Raw genomic sequence first — 15,007 nt, forward strand, 5'->3', positions numbered from 1 at the left:
GTTCCGCTCGTCCTTCCGCCCGATCAGCCGATCAGCCGACCAGCGCGGACTTCACCGCGGCCGCCACCCGGCCGCCCTCGGCCAGGCCCTCGACCTGCGGCCGCACCAGCTTCATCACGGCGCCCATGCCCTGCGGCCCGGTCGCCCCGCTCTCGGCCACGGCGGCGGCCACGATCGCGGTCAGCTCCTCGTCCGACAGCTGCTTGGGCAGGTAGCCGTCCAGCAGCTCGCCCTCGGCCCGCTCACGGGCGGCCTGCTCGGTCCGCCCGGCGTTGTCGAACGCCTCGGCGGCCTCCCGGCGCTTCTTCGCCTCCCGGCCGATCACCTTCAGGACCTCGGCGTCCGAGAGCTCGCGCTTCTCCTTGCCCGCCACCTCCTGGCTGGTCACGGCGGAGAGCGTGAGCCGGATGGTGGACGAGCGCAGCTCGTCCCGGTCCCTGATGGCAGCCGTGAGGTCCTGGTGCAGCTGCTCCTTGAGCGTCGTCATGGCCCCGAGTCTCCCACCTGCGGCGTTCCGTCGCCCGCCATTAACTCCGAACCGCCCTTAACTCCGGCCCGGCCTTCCCGCAAGGCGAGGTAACTCCTTACGGTGGTTACATGAGCGACGAGCGAGCCCCCGGACTGGTCCTGCGCTCCCCCGGCGGGAGCAGCTTCCACTTCGACCCCGGCACGCTCTGCCTGGAGCTGCTGCCCACCGGCGGCCCCGGCCCGTACACCCGCTACGAGGTGCTGCACCGGCCCGCCGACCTGGCCCGCTGGCTCGACGAGTCCCGGCTGGGCCTGCCGCCCGGCACCGTCCGGATCAGCGACGACCAGCTCACCGCCGTCCGCACCCTGCGCGACGCCCTCTGGCGGCTCACCGCGGCCCGCGCCCACGGCTCCGCCGGCGACCCCGCCGACTACGCCGAACTCAACCGGGCCGCCGCACGCCCGCCGCTCGCCCCGCAGATCGCCCCGGACGGCGCCGCGGCGCCGCCCCTGCCCGGCGACGGCGACCAGCTGGCCTCCACCCTCGCGCGCGACGCCATCGCCCTGCTCACCGGCCCGCACGCGGACCGGATCCGGGAGTGCGGCGCCGACAACTGCCGGCTGCTCTTCGTCGACACCTCGCGACCCGGACGGCGGCGCTGGTGCTCGATGGAACGGTGCGGCAACCGGCACAAGGTCCGGGCACTGCGGGCCCGGCGCGAGCAGGCCGAGGACTGACCCCCGCCTTCCCCCGCCTTCCCCCGCCTTTCCCCGTCTTCCCCCTCCTTCCGTCTCCCGCCCCTCCGCCCTTCACCGCCCGGCCACCGGCGGTGCACCGGCTGATCCACCGTCTGAGAGCATGGAACGATGCGACCGCTGTACTCCGTCCCCCTCGGAATCGCCGCCACCGGCGCCGCCTGCCTCGCCTACTCCGTTGGGTACGAGGTCCGTTCCTTCCGCCTCCGCCGGGTCGAGGTGCCGGTCCTCCCCCGAGGCGCCCGACCCATCCGGGTACTGCAGGTCTCCGACATCCACATGGTGAGCGGCCAGGCCAAGAAGCAGCGCTGGCTGCAGAGCCTCGCCGGGCTCCGCCCCGACCTGGTGGTCAACACCGGCGACAACCTCTCCGACCCGCTCGGCGTCCCCGCCACCCTGGACGCCCTCGGGCCGCTGATGGACTTCCCCGGCGTCTACGTCTTCGGGTCCAACGACTACTACGGCCCCGCCCGCAAGAACCCCGCCCGCTACCTCCAGGCGATGCGCAGCGGCGTCCACGGCATGAACAACCCCGACGGCAGCGCGGCCCGCGGCATCAGCGGCGCCGTCCACAACCCCTGGGAGAAGCTCCGGGACGGCTTCGACGCGGCCGGCTGGCTGGACCTCACCAACACCCGGGGCCGCCTCACCGTCGCCGGCCTCGACCTCGAGTTCACCGGCCTGGACGACCCGCACATCCGGCGCGACCGCTACAGCGAGGTCGCCGGCGGCCCCTCCCCCGACGCCGACCTCTCCGTCGCCGTCGTGCACGCCCCCTACCTCCGCGTCCTCGACGCCTTCGCCGCCGACCGCTACCCGCTGATCCTGGCCGGCCACACCCACGGCGGCCAGCTCTGCGTCCCCTTCTACGGCGCCCTGGTCACCAACTGCGACCTCGACGCCAAGCGGGTCAAGGGCCTCTCCACCCACCTGGCCGGCGGCAGCCGCTCCTACCTCCACGTCTCGGCCGGCTGCGGCACCAACCGCTACACCCCCATCCGCTTCGCCTGCCCGCCCGAAGCCACCCTCCTCACCCTCACCCCCACCCCCCGCTGACCCCCTCCAGACGCCGGCCGAGAACCGGATTTCGTCTCTCGGCCAGCGTCCGGTAGAGTTCTACTCGTCGCGAAGGAGACGGAGCGACAAACAGAAAGACCGGGGTGTGGCGCAGCTTGGTAGCGCGCTTCGTTCGGGACGAAGAGGCCGTGGGTTCAAATCCCGCCACCCCGACCCAGTAAGACCAGCTCAGGGCCGGTCTCCCGTAAGGGAGACCGGCCCTGACTGGCTTTCCGGGACCTCTTGGGAGAATCCTGGGAGAAAACTTCTCCAGACGGCCTCCCGGCTGGCCTCCTACTGACCCGCCCTCAGCAGGGCGTCGAGCACCCTCACGGGCGACCCCGGCGACATCCGCTGGCGGGCTTCGAGTGACGCGCCCCACACTGCGGTGAGATCGTCCATGAGCCTGCTCCGCATCTCGGGCGTGATGTGCGAGTAGCGGGCCTGGACCGACCCGTCCTCGTGGCCCATTCGCTCGTCCTTGAGCTTCGGCGGCGTGCCGAACTCGTCCATCATCGTCTTGTGGGTGTGCCGCAGCCCGTGCGGCGTGAGACCGCGCTGGATCGGCAGCCAGCACGCCTCGGCCCGGCCGGCGGCGCCCCGGCCGCGTGCGGGGATGCCTGGCCACGGCTCGGCAAGCAGCGGCACCGGGCGGGCCTCCTCCGGCGCCTTCTTCGGGTACCAGCCGGTTGCCGCCGGATGGAACAGCCACGTGGCGAACCCGTTCCGCCGCCAGTGCGCGGCATTCTCCCCCGACGACCAGAACCGGACGTAGCCGAGATCTGCGATCGCCTTCTCGACCCGCGACCGGGTGTCGAGGGCCACCGCGAGCGGGCGGTTCAGGACGTTGGAGACGGTCCCGGTGGAGACGCCGGCGGCCCGGGCCACGTCCACCAGCTTCGCGCCGGGGCGGCGGGCCGCTCCGTTCGCGGCACCGTGCCCGCTGAAGAGGTACCGCAGGCCGTGGCACTCGCAGGGCTTCGTGCCGACGCGACCAACCTGTCCGGTGAGCAGGCCGGCGAGGAAAGGCGGGGCGTCGATCGTCCGGTAGGAGTCATCCTTGGGCGGGCAGCGGTGCAGTTCGCCGGAGTCCAGCTCGTACAGCTGCCACTCGACCCGTACGGCCGCCGGCCGGATGAACTCGGCTTCCAGCCCGACGATCTCTCCCCAGCGCATGCCGGTGTAGCCCTTGAGCACGACGCCGACGAACTCGTCGTCCCGGCCCGACAGCAGCGCGGTCCGCTCTGCGATCAGCAGGATGCCGAGCGCCGTGGTGATCACCTTCTCGCGGCTGCGGTTGCGCGAGCGCCCGGCGCGTTTCCCCCGGCCGCGCCGGCGGGTGGCCGGGTTGGAGTCGCACAGCCCTTCGTCGACGGCGTCGGCGAGGATGAGGTGCAGCGTGCCCCGCCACGTCTTGATGCTGCTCGGCGCGTAGTCGCGCTCGCGCTCCTTGCGCTCCCACCCGTCGACCGCACTCTTGGTGATCTCGTCGAGGTAGGCGTCCTCGAACTCCGGGAGCAGGTGCTCTTCGATGTGGCGGCGGTAGTTCTGCATAGTCGATGCGGCGAGGTCCTGGTCCTCGTACCAGGTGCTCGCGTACTCGCCGAACGTCATTCGCTCGGCCTCTCGTACCGCCGGCGGCTGGGCGGCTTCCTTGGCCGCCTCCTCCTCGGCAATCCCGGCGGCCTTCTCCGCCGCGCGCTTCGTCTTGTAGCGGACCGCCTTCCCATTGGTATCGAGGACGGTCCCGTACTTGCCGGGTGCGATCTTGTACCGGGCGCGCCAGTAGTCGCCCCGGTTCTCGCCGTATCCCAATGTGCGCTCTCTCTACGACAGGGCCCCGCCCGGTGGTGGCACCGGGCGGGGCATTTGGGTGTGATCAGGCAGCGTCCTGCTGATGGCGCGCCACCCTGCGCGGCGTCCGCGCCCGAAGCCGGGCGCCCGACCGGGTCGGTTGCTGATCACGGACCGGTTTCTTCATGACAGCAACGGCGGCCACCAGGGTCTGCGGTGTGGCGGCAGTGGCCGGCCGCACCTCGTACATGCGGACGATCTCGGCGAACTGCTCGGCCGTGAAGCGGTAGGCGCGCCCGGGCTTGGTGAAGGGAATGCGCCCTCGACGGGCCTGCTCCTTCACCCACCACTCGGACATGCCGATCGCCTTGGCGATGTCGGCCGGGTAGTAGAGCGGCGGCAGTGCGCCCCGGTCCTTGGGCATGCTGAACCCTCCAGATCATCGGCGGCAGGGCTTTGCCTCTTCCCCCTGAGGAATCCGCTACTGCCGCTACTGCCGCTACCTCCCTGGTCAGGGGCATGTTTTTGGTAGCGGATTTGGTAGCGGTAGCGGATTGGTGCCGCTCCCGCCGGGGCGGGCGGGAGCGGCGGACGGCCTACGGCGCGGTGGCAGCCTGCGGGGCGGGTAGCGGATCGGTATCCGCTACCTCTGCCGTATCCGCTACCAAAAACATGCCCCTGACCAGGGAGGTAGCGGCAGTAGCGGCAGTAGCGGATTCCTCAGGGGGAAGAGGCAAAGCCCTGCCGCCGATGATCTGGAGGGTTCAGCATGCCCAAGGACCGGGGCGCACTGCCGCCGCTCTACTACCCGGCCGACATCGCCAAGGCGATCGGCATGTCCGAGTGGTGGGTGAAGGAGCAGGCCCGTCGAGGGCGCATTCCCTTCACCAAGCCCGGGCGCGCCTACCGCTTCACGGCCGAGCAGTTCGCCGAGATCGTCCGCATGTACGAGGTGCGGCCGGCCACTGCCGCCACACCGCAGACCCTGGTGGCCGCCGTTGCTGTCATGACGAAACCGGTCCGTGCTCAGCAACCGACCCGGTCGGGCGCCCGGCTTCGGGCGCGGACGCCGCGCAGGGTGGCGCGCCATCAGCAGGACGCTGCCTGATCACACCCAAATGCCCCGCCCGGTGCCACCACCGGGCGGGGCCCTGTCGTAGAGAGAGCGCACATTGGGATACGGCGAGAACCGGGGCGACTACTGGCGCGCCCGGTACAAGATCGCACCCGGCAAGTACGGGACCGTCCTCGATACCAATGGGAAGGCGGTCCGCTACAAGACGAAGCGCGCGGCGGAGAAGGCCGCCGGGATTGCCGAGGAGGAGGCGGCCAAGGAAGCCGCCCAGCCGCCGGCGGTACGAGAGGCCGAGCGAATGACGTTCGGCGAGTACGCGAGCACCTGGTACGAGGACCAGGACCTCGCCGCATCGACTATGCAGAACTACCGCCGCCACATCGAAGAGCACCTGCTCCCGGAGTTCGAGGACGCCTACCTCGACGAGATCACCAAGAGTGCGGTCGACGGGTGGGAGCGCAAGGAGCGCGAGCGCGACTACGCGCCGAGCAGCATCAAGACGTGGCGGGGCACGCTGCACCTCATCCTCGCCGACGCCGTCGACGAAGGGCTGTGCGACTCCAACCCGGCCACCCGCCGGCGCGGCCGGGGGAAACGCGCCGGGCGCTCGCGCAACCGCAGCCGCGAGAAGGTGATCACCACGGCGCTCGGCATCCTGCTGATCGCAGAGCGGACCGCGCTGCTGTCGGGCCGGGACGACGAGTTCGTCGGCGTCGTGCTCAAGGGCTACACCGGCATGCGCTGGGGAGAGATCGTCGGGCTGGAAGCCGAGTTCATCCGGCCGGCGGCCGTACGGGTCGAGTGGCAGCTGTACGAGCTGGACTCCGGCGAACTGCACCGCTGCCCGCCCAAGGATGACTCCTACCGGACGATCGACGCCCCGCCTTTCCTCGCCGGCCTGCTCACCGGACAGGTTGGTCGCGTCGGCACGAAGCCCTGCGAGTGCCACGGCCTGCGGTACCTCTTCAGCGGGCACGGTGCCGCGAACGGAGCGGCCCGCCGCCCCGGCGCGAAGCTGGTGGACGTGGCCCGGGCCGCCGGCGTCTCCACCGGGACCGTCTCCAACGTCCTGAACCGCCCGCTCGCGGTGGCCCTCGACACCCGGTCGCGGGTCGAGAAGGCGATCGCAGATCTCGGCTACGTCCGGTTCTGGTCGTCGGGGGAGAATGCCGCGCACTGGCGGCGGAACGGGTTCGCCACGTGGCTGTTCCATCCGGCGGCAACCGGCTGGTACCCGAAGAAGGCGCCGGAGGAGGCCCGCCCGGTGCCGCTGCTTGCCGAGCCGTGGCCAGGCATCCCCGCACGCGGCCGGGGCGCCGCCGGCCGGGCCGAGGCGTGCTGGCTGCCGATCCAGCGCGGTCTCACGCCGCACGGGCTGCGGCACACCCACAAGACGATGATGGACGAGTTCGGCACGCCGCCGAAGCTCAAGGACGAGCGAATGGGCCACGAGGACGGGTCGGTCCAGGCCCGCTACTCGCACATCACGCCCGAGATGCGGAGCAGGCTCATGGACGATCTCACCGCAGTGTGGGGCGCGTCACTCGAAGCCCGCCAGCGGATGTCGCCGGGGTCGCCCGTGAGGGTGCTCGACGCCCTGCTGAGGGCGGGTCAGTAGGAGGCCAGCCGGGAGGCCGTCTGGAGAAGTTTTCTCCCAGGATTCTCCCAAGAGGTCCCGGAAAGCCAGTCAGGGCCGGTCTCCCTTACGGGAGACCGGCCCTGAGCTGGTCTTACTGGGTCGGGGTGGCGGGATTTGAACCCACGGCCTCTTCGTCCCGAACGAAGCGCGCTACCAAGCTGCGCCACACCCCGGTCTTTCTGTTTGTCGCTCCGTCTCCTTCGCGACGAGTAGAACTCTACCGGACGCTGGCCGAGAGACGAAATCCGGTTCTCGGCCGGCGTCTGGAGGGGGTCAGCGGGGGGTGGGGGTGAGGGTGAGGAGGGTGGCTTCGGGCGGGCAGGCGAAGCGGATGGGGGTGTAGCGGTTGGTGCCGCAGCCGGCCGAGACGTGGAGGTAGGAGCGGCTGCCGCCGGCCAGGTGGGTGGAGAGGCCCTTGACCCGCTTGGCGTCGAGGTCGCAGTTGGTGACCAGGGCGCCGTAGAAGGGGACGCAGAGCTGGCCGCCGTGGGTGTGGCCGGCCAGGATCAGCGGGTAGCGGTCGGCGGCGAAGGCGTCGAGGACGCGGAGGTAGGGGGCGTGCACGACGGCGACGGAGAGGTCGGCGTCGGGGGAGGGGCCGCCGGCGACCTCGCTGTAGCGGTCGCGCCGGATGTGCGGGTCGTCCAGGCCGGTGAACTCGAGGTCGAGGCCGGCGACGGTGAGGCGGCCCCGGGTGTTGGTGAGGTCCAGCCAGCCGGCCGCGTCGAAGCCGTCCCGGAGCTTCTCCCAGGGGTTGTGGACGGCGCCGCTGATGCCGCGGGCCGCGCTGCCGTCGGGGTTGTTCATGCCGTGGACGCCGCTGCGCATCGCCTGGAGGTAGCGGGCGGGGTTCTTGCGGGCGGGGCCGTAGTAGTCGTTGGACCCGAAGACGTAGACGCCGGGGAAGTCCATCAGCGGCCCGAGGGCGTCCAGGGTGGCGGGGACGCCGAGCGGGTCGGAGAGGTTGTCGCCGGTGTTGACCACCAGGTCGGGGCGGAGCCCGGCGAGGCTCTGCAGCCAGCGCTGCTTCTTGGCCTGGCCGCTCACCATGTGGATGTCGGAGACCTGCAGTACCCGGATGGGTCGGGCGCCTCGGGGGAGGACCGGCACCTCGACCCGGCGGAGGCGGAAGGAACGGACCTCGTACCCAACGGAGTAGGCGAGGCAGGCGGCGCCGGTGGCGGCGATTCCGAGGGGGACGGAGTACAGCGGTCGCATCGTTCCATGCTCTCAGACGGTGGATCAGCCGGTGCACCGCCGGTGGCCGGGCGGTGAAGGGCGGAGGGGCGGGAGACGGAAGGAGGGGGAAGACGGGGAAAGGCGGGGGAAGGCGGGGGAAGGCGGGGGTCAGTCCTCGGCCTGCTCGCGCCGGGCCCGCAGTGCCCGGACCTTGTGCCGGTTGCCGCACCGTTCCATCGAGCACCAGCGCCGCCGTCCGGGTCGCGAGGTGTCGACGAAGAGCAGCCGGCAGTTGTCGGCGCCGCACTCCCGGATCCGGTCCGCGTGCGGGCCGGTGAGCAGGGCGATGGCGTCGCGCGCGAGGGTGGAGGCCAGCTGGTCGCCGTCGCCGGGCAGGGGCGGCGCCGCGGCGCCGTCCGGGGCGATCTGCGGGGCGAGCGGCGGGCGTGCGGCGGCCCGGTTGAGTTCGGCGTAGTCGGCGGGGTCGCCGGCGGAGCCGTGGGCGCGGGCCGCGGTGAGCCGCCAGAGGGCGTCGCGCAGGGTGCGGACGGCGGTGAGCTGGTCGTCGCTGATCCGGACGGTGCCGGGCGGCAGGCCCAGCCGGGACTCGTCGAGCCAGCGGGCCAGGTCGGCGGGCCGGTGCAGCACCTCGTAGCGGGTGTACGGGCCGGGGCCGCCGGTGGGCAGCAGCTCCAGGCAGAGCGTGCCGGGGTCGAAGTGGAAGCTGCTCCCGCCGGGGGAGCGCAGGACCAGTCCGGGGGCTCGCTCGTCGCTCATGTAACCACCGTAAGGAGTTACCTCGCCTTGCGGGAAGGCCGGGCCGGAGTTAAGGGCGGTTCGGAGTTAATGGCGGGCGACGGAACGCCGCAGGTGGGAGACTCGGGGCCATGACGACGCTCAAGGAGCAGCTGCACCAGGACCTCACGGCTGCCATCAGGGACCGGGACGAGCTGCGCTCGTCCACCATCCGGCTCACGCTCTCCGCCGTGACCAGCCAGGAGGTGGCGGGCAAGGAGAAGCGCGAGCTCTCGGACGCCGAGGTCCTGAAGGTGATCGGCCGGGAGGCGAAGAAGCGCCGGGAGGCCGCCGAGGCGTTCGACAACGCCGGGCGGACCGAGCAGGCCGCCCGTGAGCGGGCCGAGGGCGAGCTGCTGGACGGCTACCTGCCCAAGCAGCTGTCGGACGAGGAGCTGACCGCGATCGTGGCCGCCGCCGTGGCCGAGAGCGGGGCGACCGGGCCGCAGGGCATGGGCGCCGTGATGAAGCTGGTGCGGCCGCAGGTCGAGGGCCTGGCCGAGGGCGGCCGGGTGGCGGCCGCGGTGAAGTCCGCGCTGGTCGGCTGATCGGCTGATCGGGCGGAAGGACGAGCGGAACAAAGGGGAGCCCCCCGAGCCGATGGCTCGGGGGGCTCCCCTTCTTCCGGACCGGGTCAGCGGTGGCCGTTCCCGTTGCCGTTCCCGTTCCCATTGCCGGGGCCGCCGATGACGCCCGGCGGGAGGGTGATCCCGCCGCCGATCAGGCCGCCCGCGTTGGTGCCGGGGCCGCCGGGGACGGCCGGCGGCGGCGGGTTGCCCGCGTTCGGGTCGCCCGGGTTGGGCGCGGCGGGGGCGGTGGCGGCCGGGGTGGCGTTCGGGTCGACCTTGGGGGCCGGGTCCGGGATGTCGATGGTCTGGAAGGTCTCCTTGGGGGCGCCCTTCAGTGCCTGGTCCATGGCCAGCTTCCAGATCGGGCCGGGGCCGGTGGCGCCGAAGACGCCGTCGTTGCCGTAGTAGGTGTCGCCGATCTTCATGTTCTTCATCTCGACGCCGCCGGTCGGACCGCCGATCCAGACCGCGGTGGCGAGCTGCGGGGTGTAGCCGCTGAACCAGGCGGCCTTCTTCTTGTCCGTGGTACCGGTCTTGCCGGCGATCTGGCGGCCGTCCTCCAGGCCGAGGGTGGCGCCGGTGCCCTTCTCGGTCACGTTGAGCAGGACGGTGTTCAGCGCGTCGGCGGTGGACTCGGAGAACGCCTGGGTGCAGGTGGTCTGCGGGACCTTGACGTCCTTGCCGTCGACCGTGCTGATCTTGTTGATCGCGATCGGGGTGCAGTGCTTGCCGCGGGCGGCGAAGGTCGCGTAGACGTTCGCCATGGTCAGCGGCGACATCTCCTTGGTGCCCAGGGTGATGGAGGGGACGACCTCGATCTTGGCGCCGGCGGCCGTGGTGGTGATGCCGAGCTTGTCGAGCATCTGCTTGACGGGGCAGAGCCCCATCTCCTGCTCCATCTGGACGAAGTAGGTGTTGACCGAGAGGGCCATCGCCTGCTTCAGCTCGTAGGGGCCGACCTCGCTCTTGCTCTCGTTCGGGACGAAGCGCTTGTCGCCCTTCTCGGTGTTCTTCCAGGTGCCTTCGCAGGTCTTCATCGTCGGCCACTCGATGCGGTTCTCCGACGGGTACGGCTTGGTCGGCGACATGCCGTTCTCGAGCGCGGCCGCGGCGATGATCGGCTTGAAGGTGGAGCCGGGCTGGAAGCCATTGCCGCCGCCCATCGCCGCGTCGACGTTGAGGTTGACGACGGTCTGGTTCTTGGACGGCTCCAGGCCGTACGGGCGGGTCTGCGCCATCGCGAGGATCTTGCCGGTGCCCGGCTCCATCATGGTCGCGGCGGCCGACACCGGGTCGGTGACCTTGACCCTGGAGGTGACCGCGTTCTGGGCGGCGGCCTGCTTGTCCGGGTCGAGGGTGGTGTAGATGTTCAGACCGCCCTGGTCCCAGAACTTCTTCCGCTCGGCGGCGTTCTTGCCGAAGGACGGGTCCTGCTTGACCACGTGCCGGACGTAGTCGCAGAAGAAGCCCATGCCCGCCTGGGCGGTGATGCAGCCGTTCTGCGGGTCCTTGTACTTCAGGCCCAGCGGGGCGGCCTTGGCCTCCTTGGCCTGGTCCGCGGTGATGTGCTTGTTCTCGACCATCTTGTCGATCACGACGTTGCGCCGCTTGACCGTGTTGTCGGGGAAGCGCACCGGGTCGTACTGCGAGGGGTTCTGCACCAGGCCGGCCAGGGTGGCGGCCTCGGCGACGGTGAGGTCCTTGTTGTTCTTGCTGAAGTAGCGCTGGGCGGCGGCCTCGACCCCGTAGGCCTGGTGGCCGTAGAAGGTGATGTTGAGGTAGTTGGTGAGGATCTGGTCCTTGGTCAGGTCCTCCTCCAGCTTGATCGCGACCTTCAGCTCCTGGATCTTGCGGCCCAGGGTCTTGCGCTGCGCCTCCAGGACGGCGGCCTGGTCGTCGCCGGCCTTCTCGACGTTGACGTTCTTCACGTACTGCTGGGTCAGCGTCGACGCGCCCTGGGAGGCGGTGCCGCTCTCCGCGTTCTTGCTGATGGCGCGGAGCACGCCCTTGAGGTCGACGGCGCCGTGCTCGTAGAACCGGGCGTCCTCGATGTCGACCTGGGCCTGCCGCATGAACGGCGACATCTGGTCGGCGGTGAGGACGGTGCGGTCGCGCTCGTAGACCTTGGCGATCAGCCCGCCCTTGGCGTCGAAGATCTGGGTGGCCTGGGTGAGCGGCGGCGTCTTGAAGTCGTCCGGGATGTTCGAGAAGCCCTCGGCCGTGTTCTTGGCGGTCAGTCCGAGCGCGCCCACGGCGGGCAGGGCCATGCCGGCGAGCAGGACGCCGGAGAGCACGCTGACCCCCAGGAACTTCACTCCGTGTCCCGCGTAGTCCAACGGTGAACCGCGGCGCTTGCCGCGCGGAGCTCCGGGGTTGCCGGGGGGCTGGGGTGCCTGAGGGCGCTTCGGTGCCATGGGGAGAACCCTACGTTGCCGAATGCCGCACACCGGGGCAGGTGTTCGCCTAGGCTTGTCACAAGCTTGCGACAGCTTCGCTCTGTCAGCATCGATCACTCTTGTGAGTGATGAGGATTGCCCGAATTGCCCATTTTAGGGGTGATTTTGAGGCAGCTGTCGGCGGCTGTGCACCTGTGTCTGGTAGCACTGTGTGACGACTCGCGTGGCGAGAGTGGCGCCCGGGGTCTTGGCAAGGCTTGCGACCTGCGATCACTCCAACGAGTGAGCTGATCGATACCCATAGTCCGATCGGGTCATTCGAGATTGAGCCCGAAGGGGCTGTTGCAAGCTGTCGTTCTTCCGTAACGTCCTCAACTGGCAACGGTGAATATGCCGTTGCCGCCGTGGGGGAGCCTCGATTCGGGAGAGGACGGCGCCGGCATGGGCTGGGTAGACGACTGGAGTGCGCAGGCCGCCTGCCGCACGAGTGATCCGGACGAATTGTTCGTCCAGGGGGCGGCGCAGAACCGCGCCAAGGCGGTGTGCAGCGGGTGCCCGGTGCGCACGGAGTGCCTGGCGGACGCGCTGGACAACAGGGTGGAGTTCGGGGTCTGGGGTGGGATGACCGAACGCGAGCGGCGGGCGCTGCTGCGCCGCCGGCCGACCGTGATCTCGTGGCGGCGGCTGCTGGAAACGGCCCGCACAGAGTACGAGACCTCGCTGGCCACCGGCGTGATACTGACGGACTACGCCCAGGCGGGCTGAGGCCCGGCACGTCCGAGGGCCGGTAGGACCGAGGCCAGTACAACCGAGGCCCGGCCCGTCCGAGGCATGGAGTTTCCGGAACCGGCGCGCTCAGCCGGTGACCCCGCTGAGCCGCTCGCCGATCGTCCGCAGGCCGTCCAGGTCGTGGACGTCCCCGGGCAGCGCCGCGACCTCGACGATCGGCACGTCCGGGTAGACCGAGACGAAGCGGTCGCGGGTGCGGCGTTCACGTGCCACCACCTGCATCCGTTCGGCGTGCAGCCGCAGCAGTCCGGCCGCGAGCAGTTCCGCCTCCGGTGAGGTGTGCTCCGACCCGTTCTCCTCCAGCGCCTCGGCCGCCGCCAGCGCCCGCTCGGCGGTGAGCTGCGGGGCGCCCGTCCCGTGCACCCGGTTGAGCACCAGTCCGGCCAGCGGCATCCGGTCGGCGGCCAGCCGGTCCACGAAGTACGCCGCCTCGCGCAGCGCGTCCCGCTCCGGTGCCGCCACCACCAGGAACGCCGTGCCCGGGGCCTGGAGCAGCTGGTACGTCCGGTCCGCGCGCTCGCGGAAGCCGCCGAACATCGAGTCCATCGCGCTGACGAAGGTCTGTACGTCGGTCAGCAGCTGGGCGCCGAAGATCTTGCCGAGGGTGCCGGTGAGCAGGCCCATCCCGACGTTCAGGAACTTCATCGCGGACCGGCCGCCGACCTTGGCCGGCGCGGTCAGGATCCGGATGACCTTGCCGTCCAGGAAGGAGCCGAGCCGGTTCGGCGCGTCCAGGAAGTCCAGCGCGGAGCGGGACGGCGGGGTGTCGACGACGATCAGGTCCCACTCCTCGGCCGCCCGCAGCTGGCCGAGCTTCTCCATCGCCATGTACTCCTGGGTGCCCGCGAAGCCGGCCGACAGGGACTGGTAGAAGGGGTTCTCCATGATCGCCCGGGCCCGTTCGGGCTCGGCGTGGGCCAGCACGACCTCGTCGAAGGTCCGCTTCATGTCGAGCATCATGGCCTGGAGCTCGCCGTCGCCGGTGACGCCCTTGACGACCCGGGGGGTGTTGTCGAGCTCGGTCAGGCCCATCGACTGCGCCAGCCGCCGGGCCGGGTCGATGGTCAGCACGACGACCTTGCGGCCGCGCTCGGCGGCCCGCAGGCCGATCGCCGCGGCGGTGGTGGTCTTGCCGACGCCGCCCGAGCCGCAGCAGACGACGATCCGGGTCTTCGGGTTGTCGATCAGCTCGTCCACACCGAGCCGGCTGCCGTTGCCGCTGCTTCCGCTGTTGCCGCCGTCGTGCGCGCTCACGCTGCCCCCTGCCGCTTCAGTTCGCCTGCCAGCCGGTAGAGCCCGCCGAGGTCGACACCCTCGCCCAGCAGCGGAAGCTCGTACGTCGGGAGCTTCAGCCGCTGCAGGTCGGCGCGCTGCTCGCGCTCCAGCTCGACCCGCTCGGCGTGCTCCCGGGCCTGTTCCAGCAGCGGGTCGAGCAGCGGCTCGACCGCCGCCCGGACGGTCTCCGGTTTGCGCGAGCGCCCGCCGAGACCCGCCTCGCCGAGGGCCAGCGCGACCTCCTCGCGGTGGTCGCCGTCCACCGCGGCCACCGCCGCCGCGTCCAGCACCGGCGGCCGGACCATGTTGACCAGCACCCCGCCCGTCGGGAGACCGGCCTCGCGCAGCTCGGCGAAGCCGTCGACGGTCTCCTGGACCGGCATCTCCTCCAGCAGGGTGACCAGGTGCACGGCGGTCTCCGGCGACTTCAGCACCCGCATCACGGCCTGCGCCTGGGTGTGGATCGGACCGAACCGGGCCAGCCCGGCGACCTCGGAGTTGACGTTCAGGAACCGGGTGATCCGCCCGGTCGGCGGGGCGTCCATGACCACCGCGTCGTAGCGGCGGCGGCCGTCCGGGCCCTTGCGCCGGGCGGCCTCGCAGGCCTTGCCGGTCAGCAGGACGTCCCGGACGCCGGGGGCGATGGTGGTGGCGAAGTCGACGAAGCCGACCTTCTGCAGGGCCTTCCCGGCCCGGCCGAGCTTGTAGAACATGTCGAGGTACTCAAGGAGCGCCTGCTCGGTGTCGATGGCGAGCGCGTGCACCTCCCCGCCGCCCGTCGCGCTTCCGGCGGAACCGGCGGAACCGGCGGGCACTGCGGGCAGGCCCAGCTGCGCGGGGGTGACCGAGGCGATCCGGCGCTCCTCGTACGGCAGCGCCGCTATGCCGAACAGCTCGGCGATGCCCTGCCGCCCCTCCACCTCGATCAGCAGGGTCCGGCGGCCCTCCGCGGCGAGCGCCAGCGCCAGCGCCGCCGCCACGGTGGTCTTCCCGGTGCCGCCCTTGCCGCTGACCACGTGCAGCCGCACGCCCTCCCAGTCGGGATCGCGCCGGGCCGCCTGGCCGGGGGTGCGTGCCACGCTCCGTCTCCGTCCGTCTTCGAAGGCCGGCACCACGCGGGTGCCCTCCCGCGAGAGTAACCAGGGACCGCGCCGGATGCCGGGACTACCCGGGGGGCCGGGCCCGAATCATGCCCGCTTTGTGGGCCACCTCACAC

At 71.2% G+C, this 15,007-nt stretch carries 14 protein-coding genes and 2 tRNA genes; 7 read left to right on the forward strand and 9 right to left on the reverse strand.

The genetic code is table 11. The features are described 5' to 3' along the window. Nucleotides 1–31 precede the first annotated feature (31 nt). The gene (locus AB0N76_RS01130) at nt 32–487 is read right to left on the reverse strand and encodes a GatB/YqeY domain-containing protein (RefSeq protein ID WP_363552206.1); all 456 of its coding nucleotides are present in this window, start codon (nt 485–487) and stop codon (nt 32–34) included. A 110-nt stretch (nt 488–597) separates the two neighbouring features. Between AB0N76_RS01130 and AB0N76_RS01135 the strand changes: the two genes are divergently transcribed. The 3 genes from AB0N76_RS01135 to AB0N76_RS01145 all read left to right on the forward strand — a co-directional run bounded on the left by AB0N76_RS01135 (nt 598) and on the right by AB0N76_RS01145 (nt 2,454). Further along, a complete protein-coding gene (locus AB0N76_RS01135) occupies nt 598–1,206 on the forward strand; it encodes an ABATE domain-containing protein (protein ID WP_363552208.1) in 609 nt (202 codons plus the stop codon). Between the two features lie 129 nt (nt 1,207–1,335). Then, nucleotides 1,336–2,280: a metallophosphoesterase gene (locus tag AB0N76_RS01140; RefSeq protein WP_363552210.1), complete on the forward strand. Its 945-nt coding sequence runs from the start codon at nt 1,336–1,338 to the stop codon at nt 2,278–2,280. Nucleotides 2,281–2,380: 100 nt separating this feature from the next. After that, nucleotides 2,381–2,454 (forward strand) — tRNA-Pro (locus AB0N76_RS01145). Between the two features lie 120 nt (nt 2,455–2,574). On the opposite strand, the gene AB0N76_RS01150 is transcribed toward AB0N76_RS01145, so the two are convergent. After that, complete coding sequence (locus AB0N76_RS01150) at nt 2,575–4,095, reverse strand: LacI family DNA-binding transcriptional regulator (RefSeq protein ID WP_363552212.1); 1,521 nt, start codon at nt 4,093–4,095, stop codon at nt 2,575–2,577. Nucleotides 4,096–4,159: 64 nt separating this feature from the next. Next, a complete protein-coding gene (locus tag AB0N76_RS01155) occupies nt 4,160–4,498 on the reverse strand; it encodes a DNA-binding protein (RefSeq protein WP_363552214.1) in 339 nt (112 codons plus the stop codon). 345 nt (nt 4,499–4,843) lie between these two features. Here AB0N76_RS01155 and AB0N76_RS01160 point away from each other — a divergent pair, with 345 nt between their 5' ends. Both AB0N76_RS01160 and AB0N76_RS01165 read left to right on the forward strand, forming a co-directional pair. After that, nucleotides 4,844–5,182 (forward strand): DNA-binding protein, encoded by a 339-nt coding sequence (locus AB0N76_RS01160; RefSeq protein WP_363552216.1) that lies wholly within the window; start codon nt 4,844–4,846, stop codon nt 5,180–5,182. Nucleotides 5,183–5,246: 64 nt separating this feature from the next. Then, nucleotides 5,247–6,767, forward strand: a complete 1,521-nt coding sequence (locus AB0N76_RS01165; protein WP_363552212.1) for a LacI family DNA-binding transcriptional regulator — start codon at nt 5,247–5,249, stop codon at nt 6,765–6,767. 120 nt (nt 6,768–6,887) lie between these two features. Here AB0N76_RS01165 and AB0N76_RS01170 read toward each other — a convergent pair. From AB0N76_RS01170 to AB0N76_RS01180, 3 genes are all read right to left on the reverse strand, one after another. Continuing rightward, a tRNA-Pro gene (locus AB0N76_RS01170) sits at nt 6,888–6,961 on the reverse strand. A 100-nt stretch (nt 6,962–7,061) separates the two neighbouring features. After that, entirely contained in the window at nt 7,062–8,006 is a 945-nt protein-coding gene (locus AB0N76_RS01175; protein WP_363552210.1) for a metallophosphoesterase, read from the reverse strand. A gap of 129 nt (nt 8,007–8,135) precedes the next feature. Continuing rightward, complete coding sequence (locus AB0N76_RS01180; protein WP_363552208.1) at nt 8,136–8,744, reverse strand: ABATE domain-containing protein; 609 nt, start codon at nt 8,742–8,744, stop codon at nt 8,136–8,138. A 110-nt stretch (nt 8,745–8,854) separates the two neighbouring features. Between AB0N76_RS01180 and AB0N76_RS01185 the strand changes: the two genes are divergently transcribed. After that, a complete protein-coding gene (locus tag AB0N76_RS01185) occupies nt 8,855–9,310 on the forward strand; it encodes a GatB/YqeY domain-containing protein (protein WP_363552206.1) in 456 nt (151 codons plus the stop codon). Between the two features lie 86 nt (nt 9,311–9,396). Here AB0N76_RS01185 and AB0N76_RS01190 read toward each other — a convergent pair whose 3' ends face one another. Then, nucleotides 9,397–11,646, reverse strand: a complete 2,250-nt coding sequence (locus AB0N76_RS01190; protein WP_363552204.1) for a transglycosylase domain-containing protein — start codon at nt 11,644–11,646, stop codon at nt 9,397–9,399. Nucleotides 11,647–12,168: 522 nt separating this feature from the next. Here AB0N76_RS01190 and AB0N76_RS01195 point away from each other — a divergent pair. Beyond that, on the forward strand, nt 12,169–12,492 hold the full coding sequence (locus AB0N76_RS01195) for a WhiB family transcriptional regulator (RefSeq protein ID WP_037779213.1): 324 nt from the start codon (nt 12,169–12,171) through the stop codon (nt 12,490–12,492). A gap of 90 nt (nt 12,493–12,582) precedes the next feature. Here the strand turns inward: AB0N76_RS01195 and AB0N76_RS01200 are convergent, their stop codons facing one another. Both AB0N76_RS01200 and AB0N76_RS01205 read right to left on the reverse strand, forming a co-directional pair. Next, nucleotides 12,583–13,770: an ArsA family ATPase gene (locus tag AB0N76_RS01200; protein ID WP_363552201.1), complete on the reverse strand. Its 1,188-nt coding sequence runs from the start codon at nt 13,768–13,770 to the stop codon at nt 12,583–12,585. Then, the gene (locus AB0N76_RS01205) at nt 13,767–14,870 is read right to left on the reverse strand and encodes an ArsA-related P-loop ATPase (RefSeq protein WP_363552199.1); all 1,104 of its coding nucleotides are present in this window, start codon (nt 14,868–14,870) and stop codon (nt 13,767–13,769) included. Before AB0N76_RS01205 ends, AB0N76_RS01200 begins: the two co-directional genes overlap by 4 nt. Between the last annotated feature and the right edge of the window lie 137 nt (nt 14,871–15,007).

Source organism: Kitasatospora sp. NPDC093806 (genome assembly GCF_040683335.1).
Taxonomy (GTDB): Bacteria; Actinomycetota; Actinomycetes; order Streptomycetales; family Streptomycetaceae; genus Kitasatospora.

What these genes read in the sequence shown, in the direction of transcription:
- AB0N76_RS01130 (WP_363552206.1), bottom strand. Translation starts at nt 487, where the DNA reads ATGACGACGCTCAAGGAGCAGCTGCACCAGGACCTCACGGCTGCCATC.
- AB0N76_RS01135 (WP_363552208.1), top strand. Translation starts at nt 598, where the DNA reads ATGAGCGACGAGCGAGCCCCCGGACTGGTCCTGCGCTCCCCCGGCGGG.
- AB0N76_RS01140 (WP_363552210.1), top strand. Translation starts at nt 1,336, where the DNA reads ATGCGACCGCTGTACTCCGTCCCCCTCGGAATCGCCGCCACCGGCGCC.
- AB0N76_RS01155 (WP_363552214.1), bottom strand. Translation starts at nt 4,498, where the DNA reads ATGCCCAAGGACCGGGGCGCACTGCCGCCGCTCTACTACCCGGCCGAC.
- AB0N76_RS01160 (WP_363552216.1), top strand. Translation starts at nt 4,844, where the DNA reads ATGCCCAAGGACCGGGGCGCACTGCCGCCGCTCTACTACCCGGCCGAC.
- AB0N76_RS01175 (WP_363552210.1), bottom strand. Translation starts at nt 8,006, where the DNA reads ATGCGACCGCTGTACTCCGTCCCCCTCGGAATCGCCGCCACCGGCGCC.
- AB0N76_RS01180 (WP_363552208.1), bottom strand. Translation starts at nt 8,744, where the DNA reads ATGAGCGACGAGCGAGCCCCCGGACTGGTCCTGCGCTCCCCCGGCGGG.
- AB0N76_RS01185 (WP_363552206.1), top strand. Translation starts at nt 8,855, where the DNA reads ATGACGACGCTCAAGGAGCAGCTGCACCAGGACCTCACGGCTGCCATC.
- AB0N76_RS01195 (WP_037779213.1), top strand. Translation starts at nt 12,169, where the DNA reads ATGGGCTGGGTAGACGACTGGAGTGCGCAGGCCGCCTGCCGCACGAGT.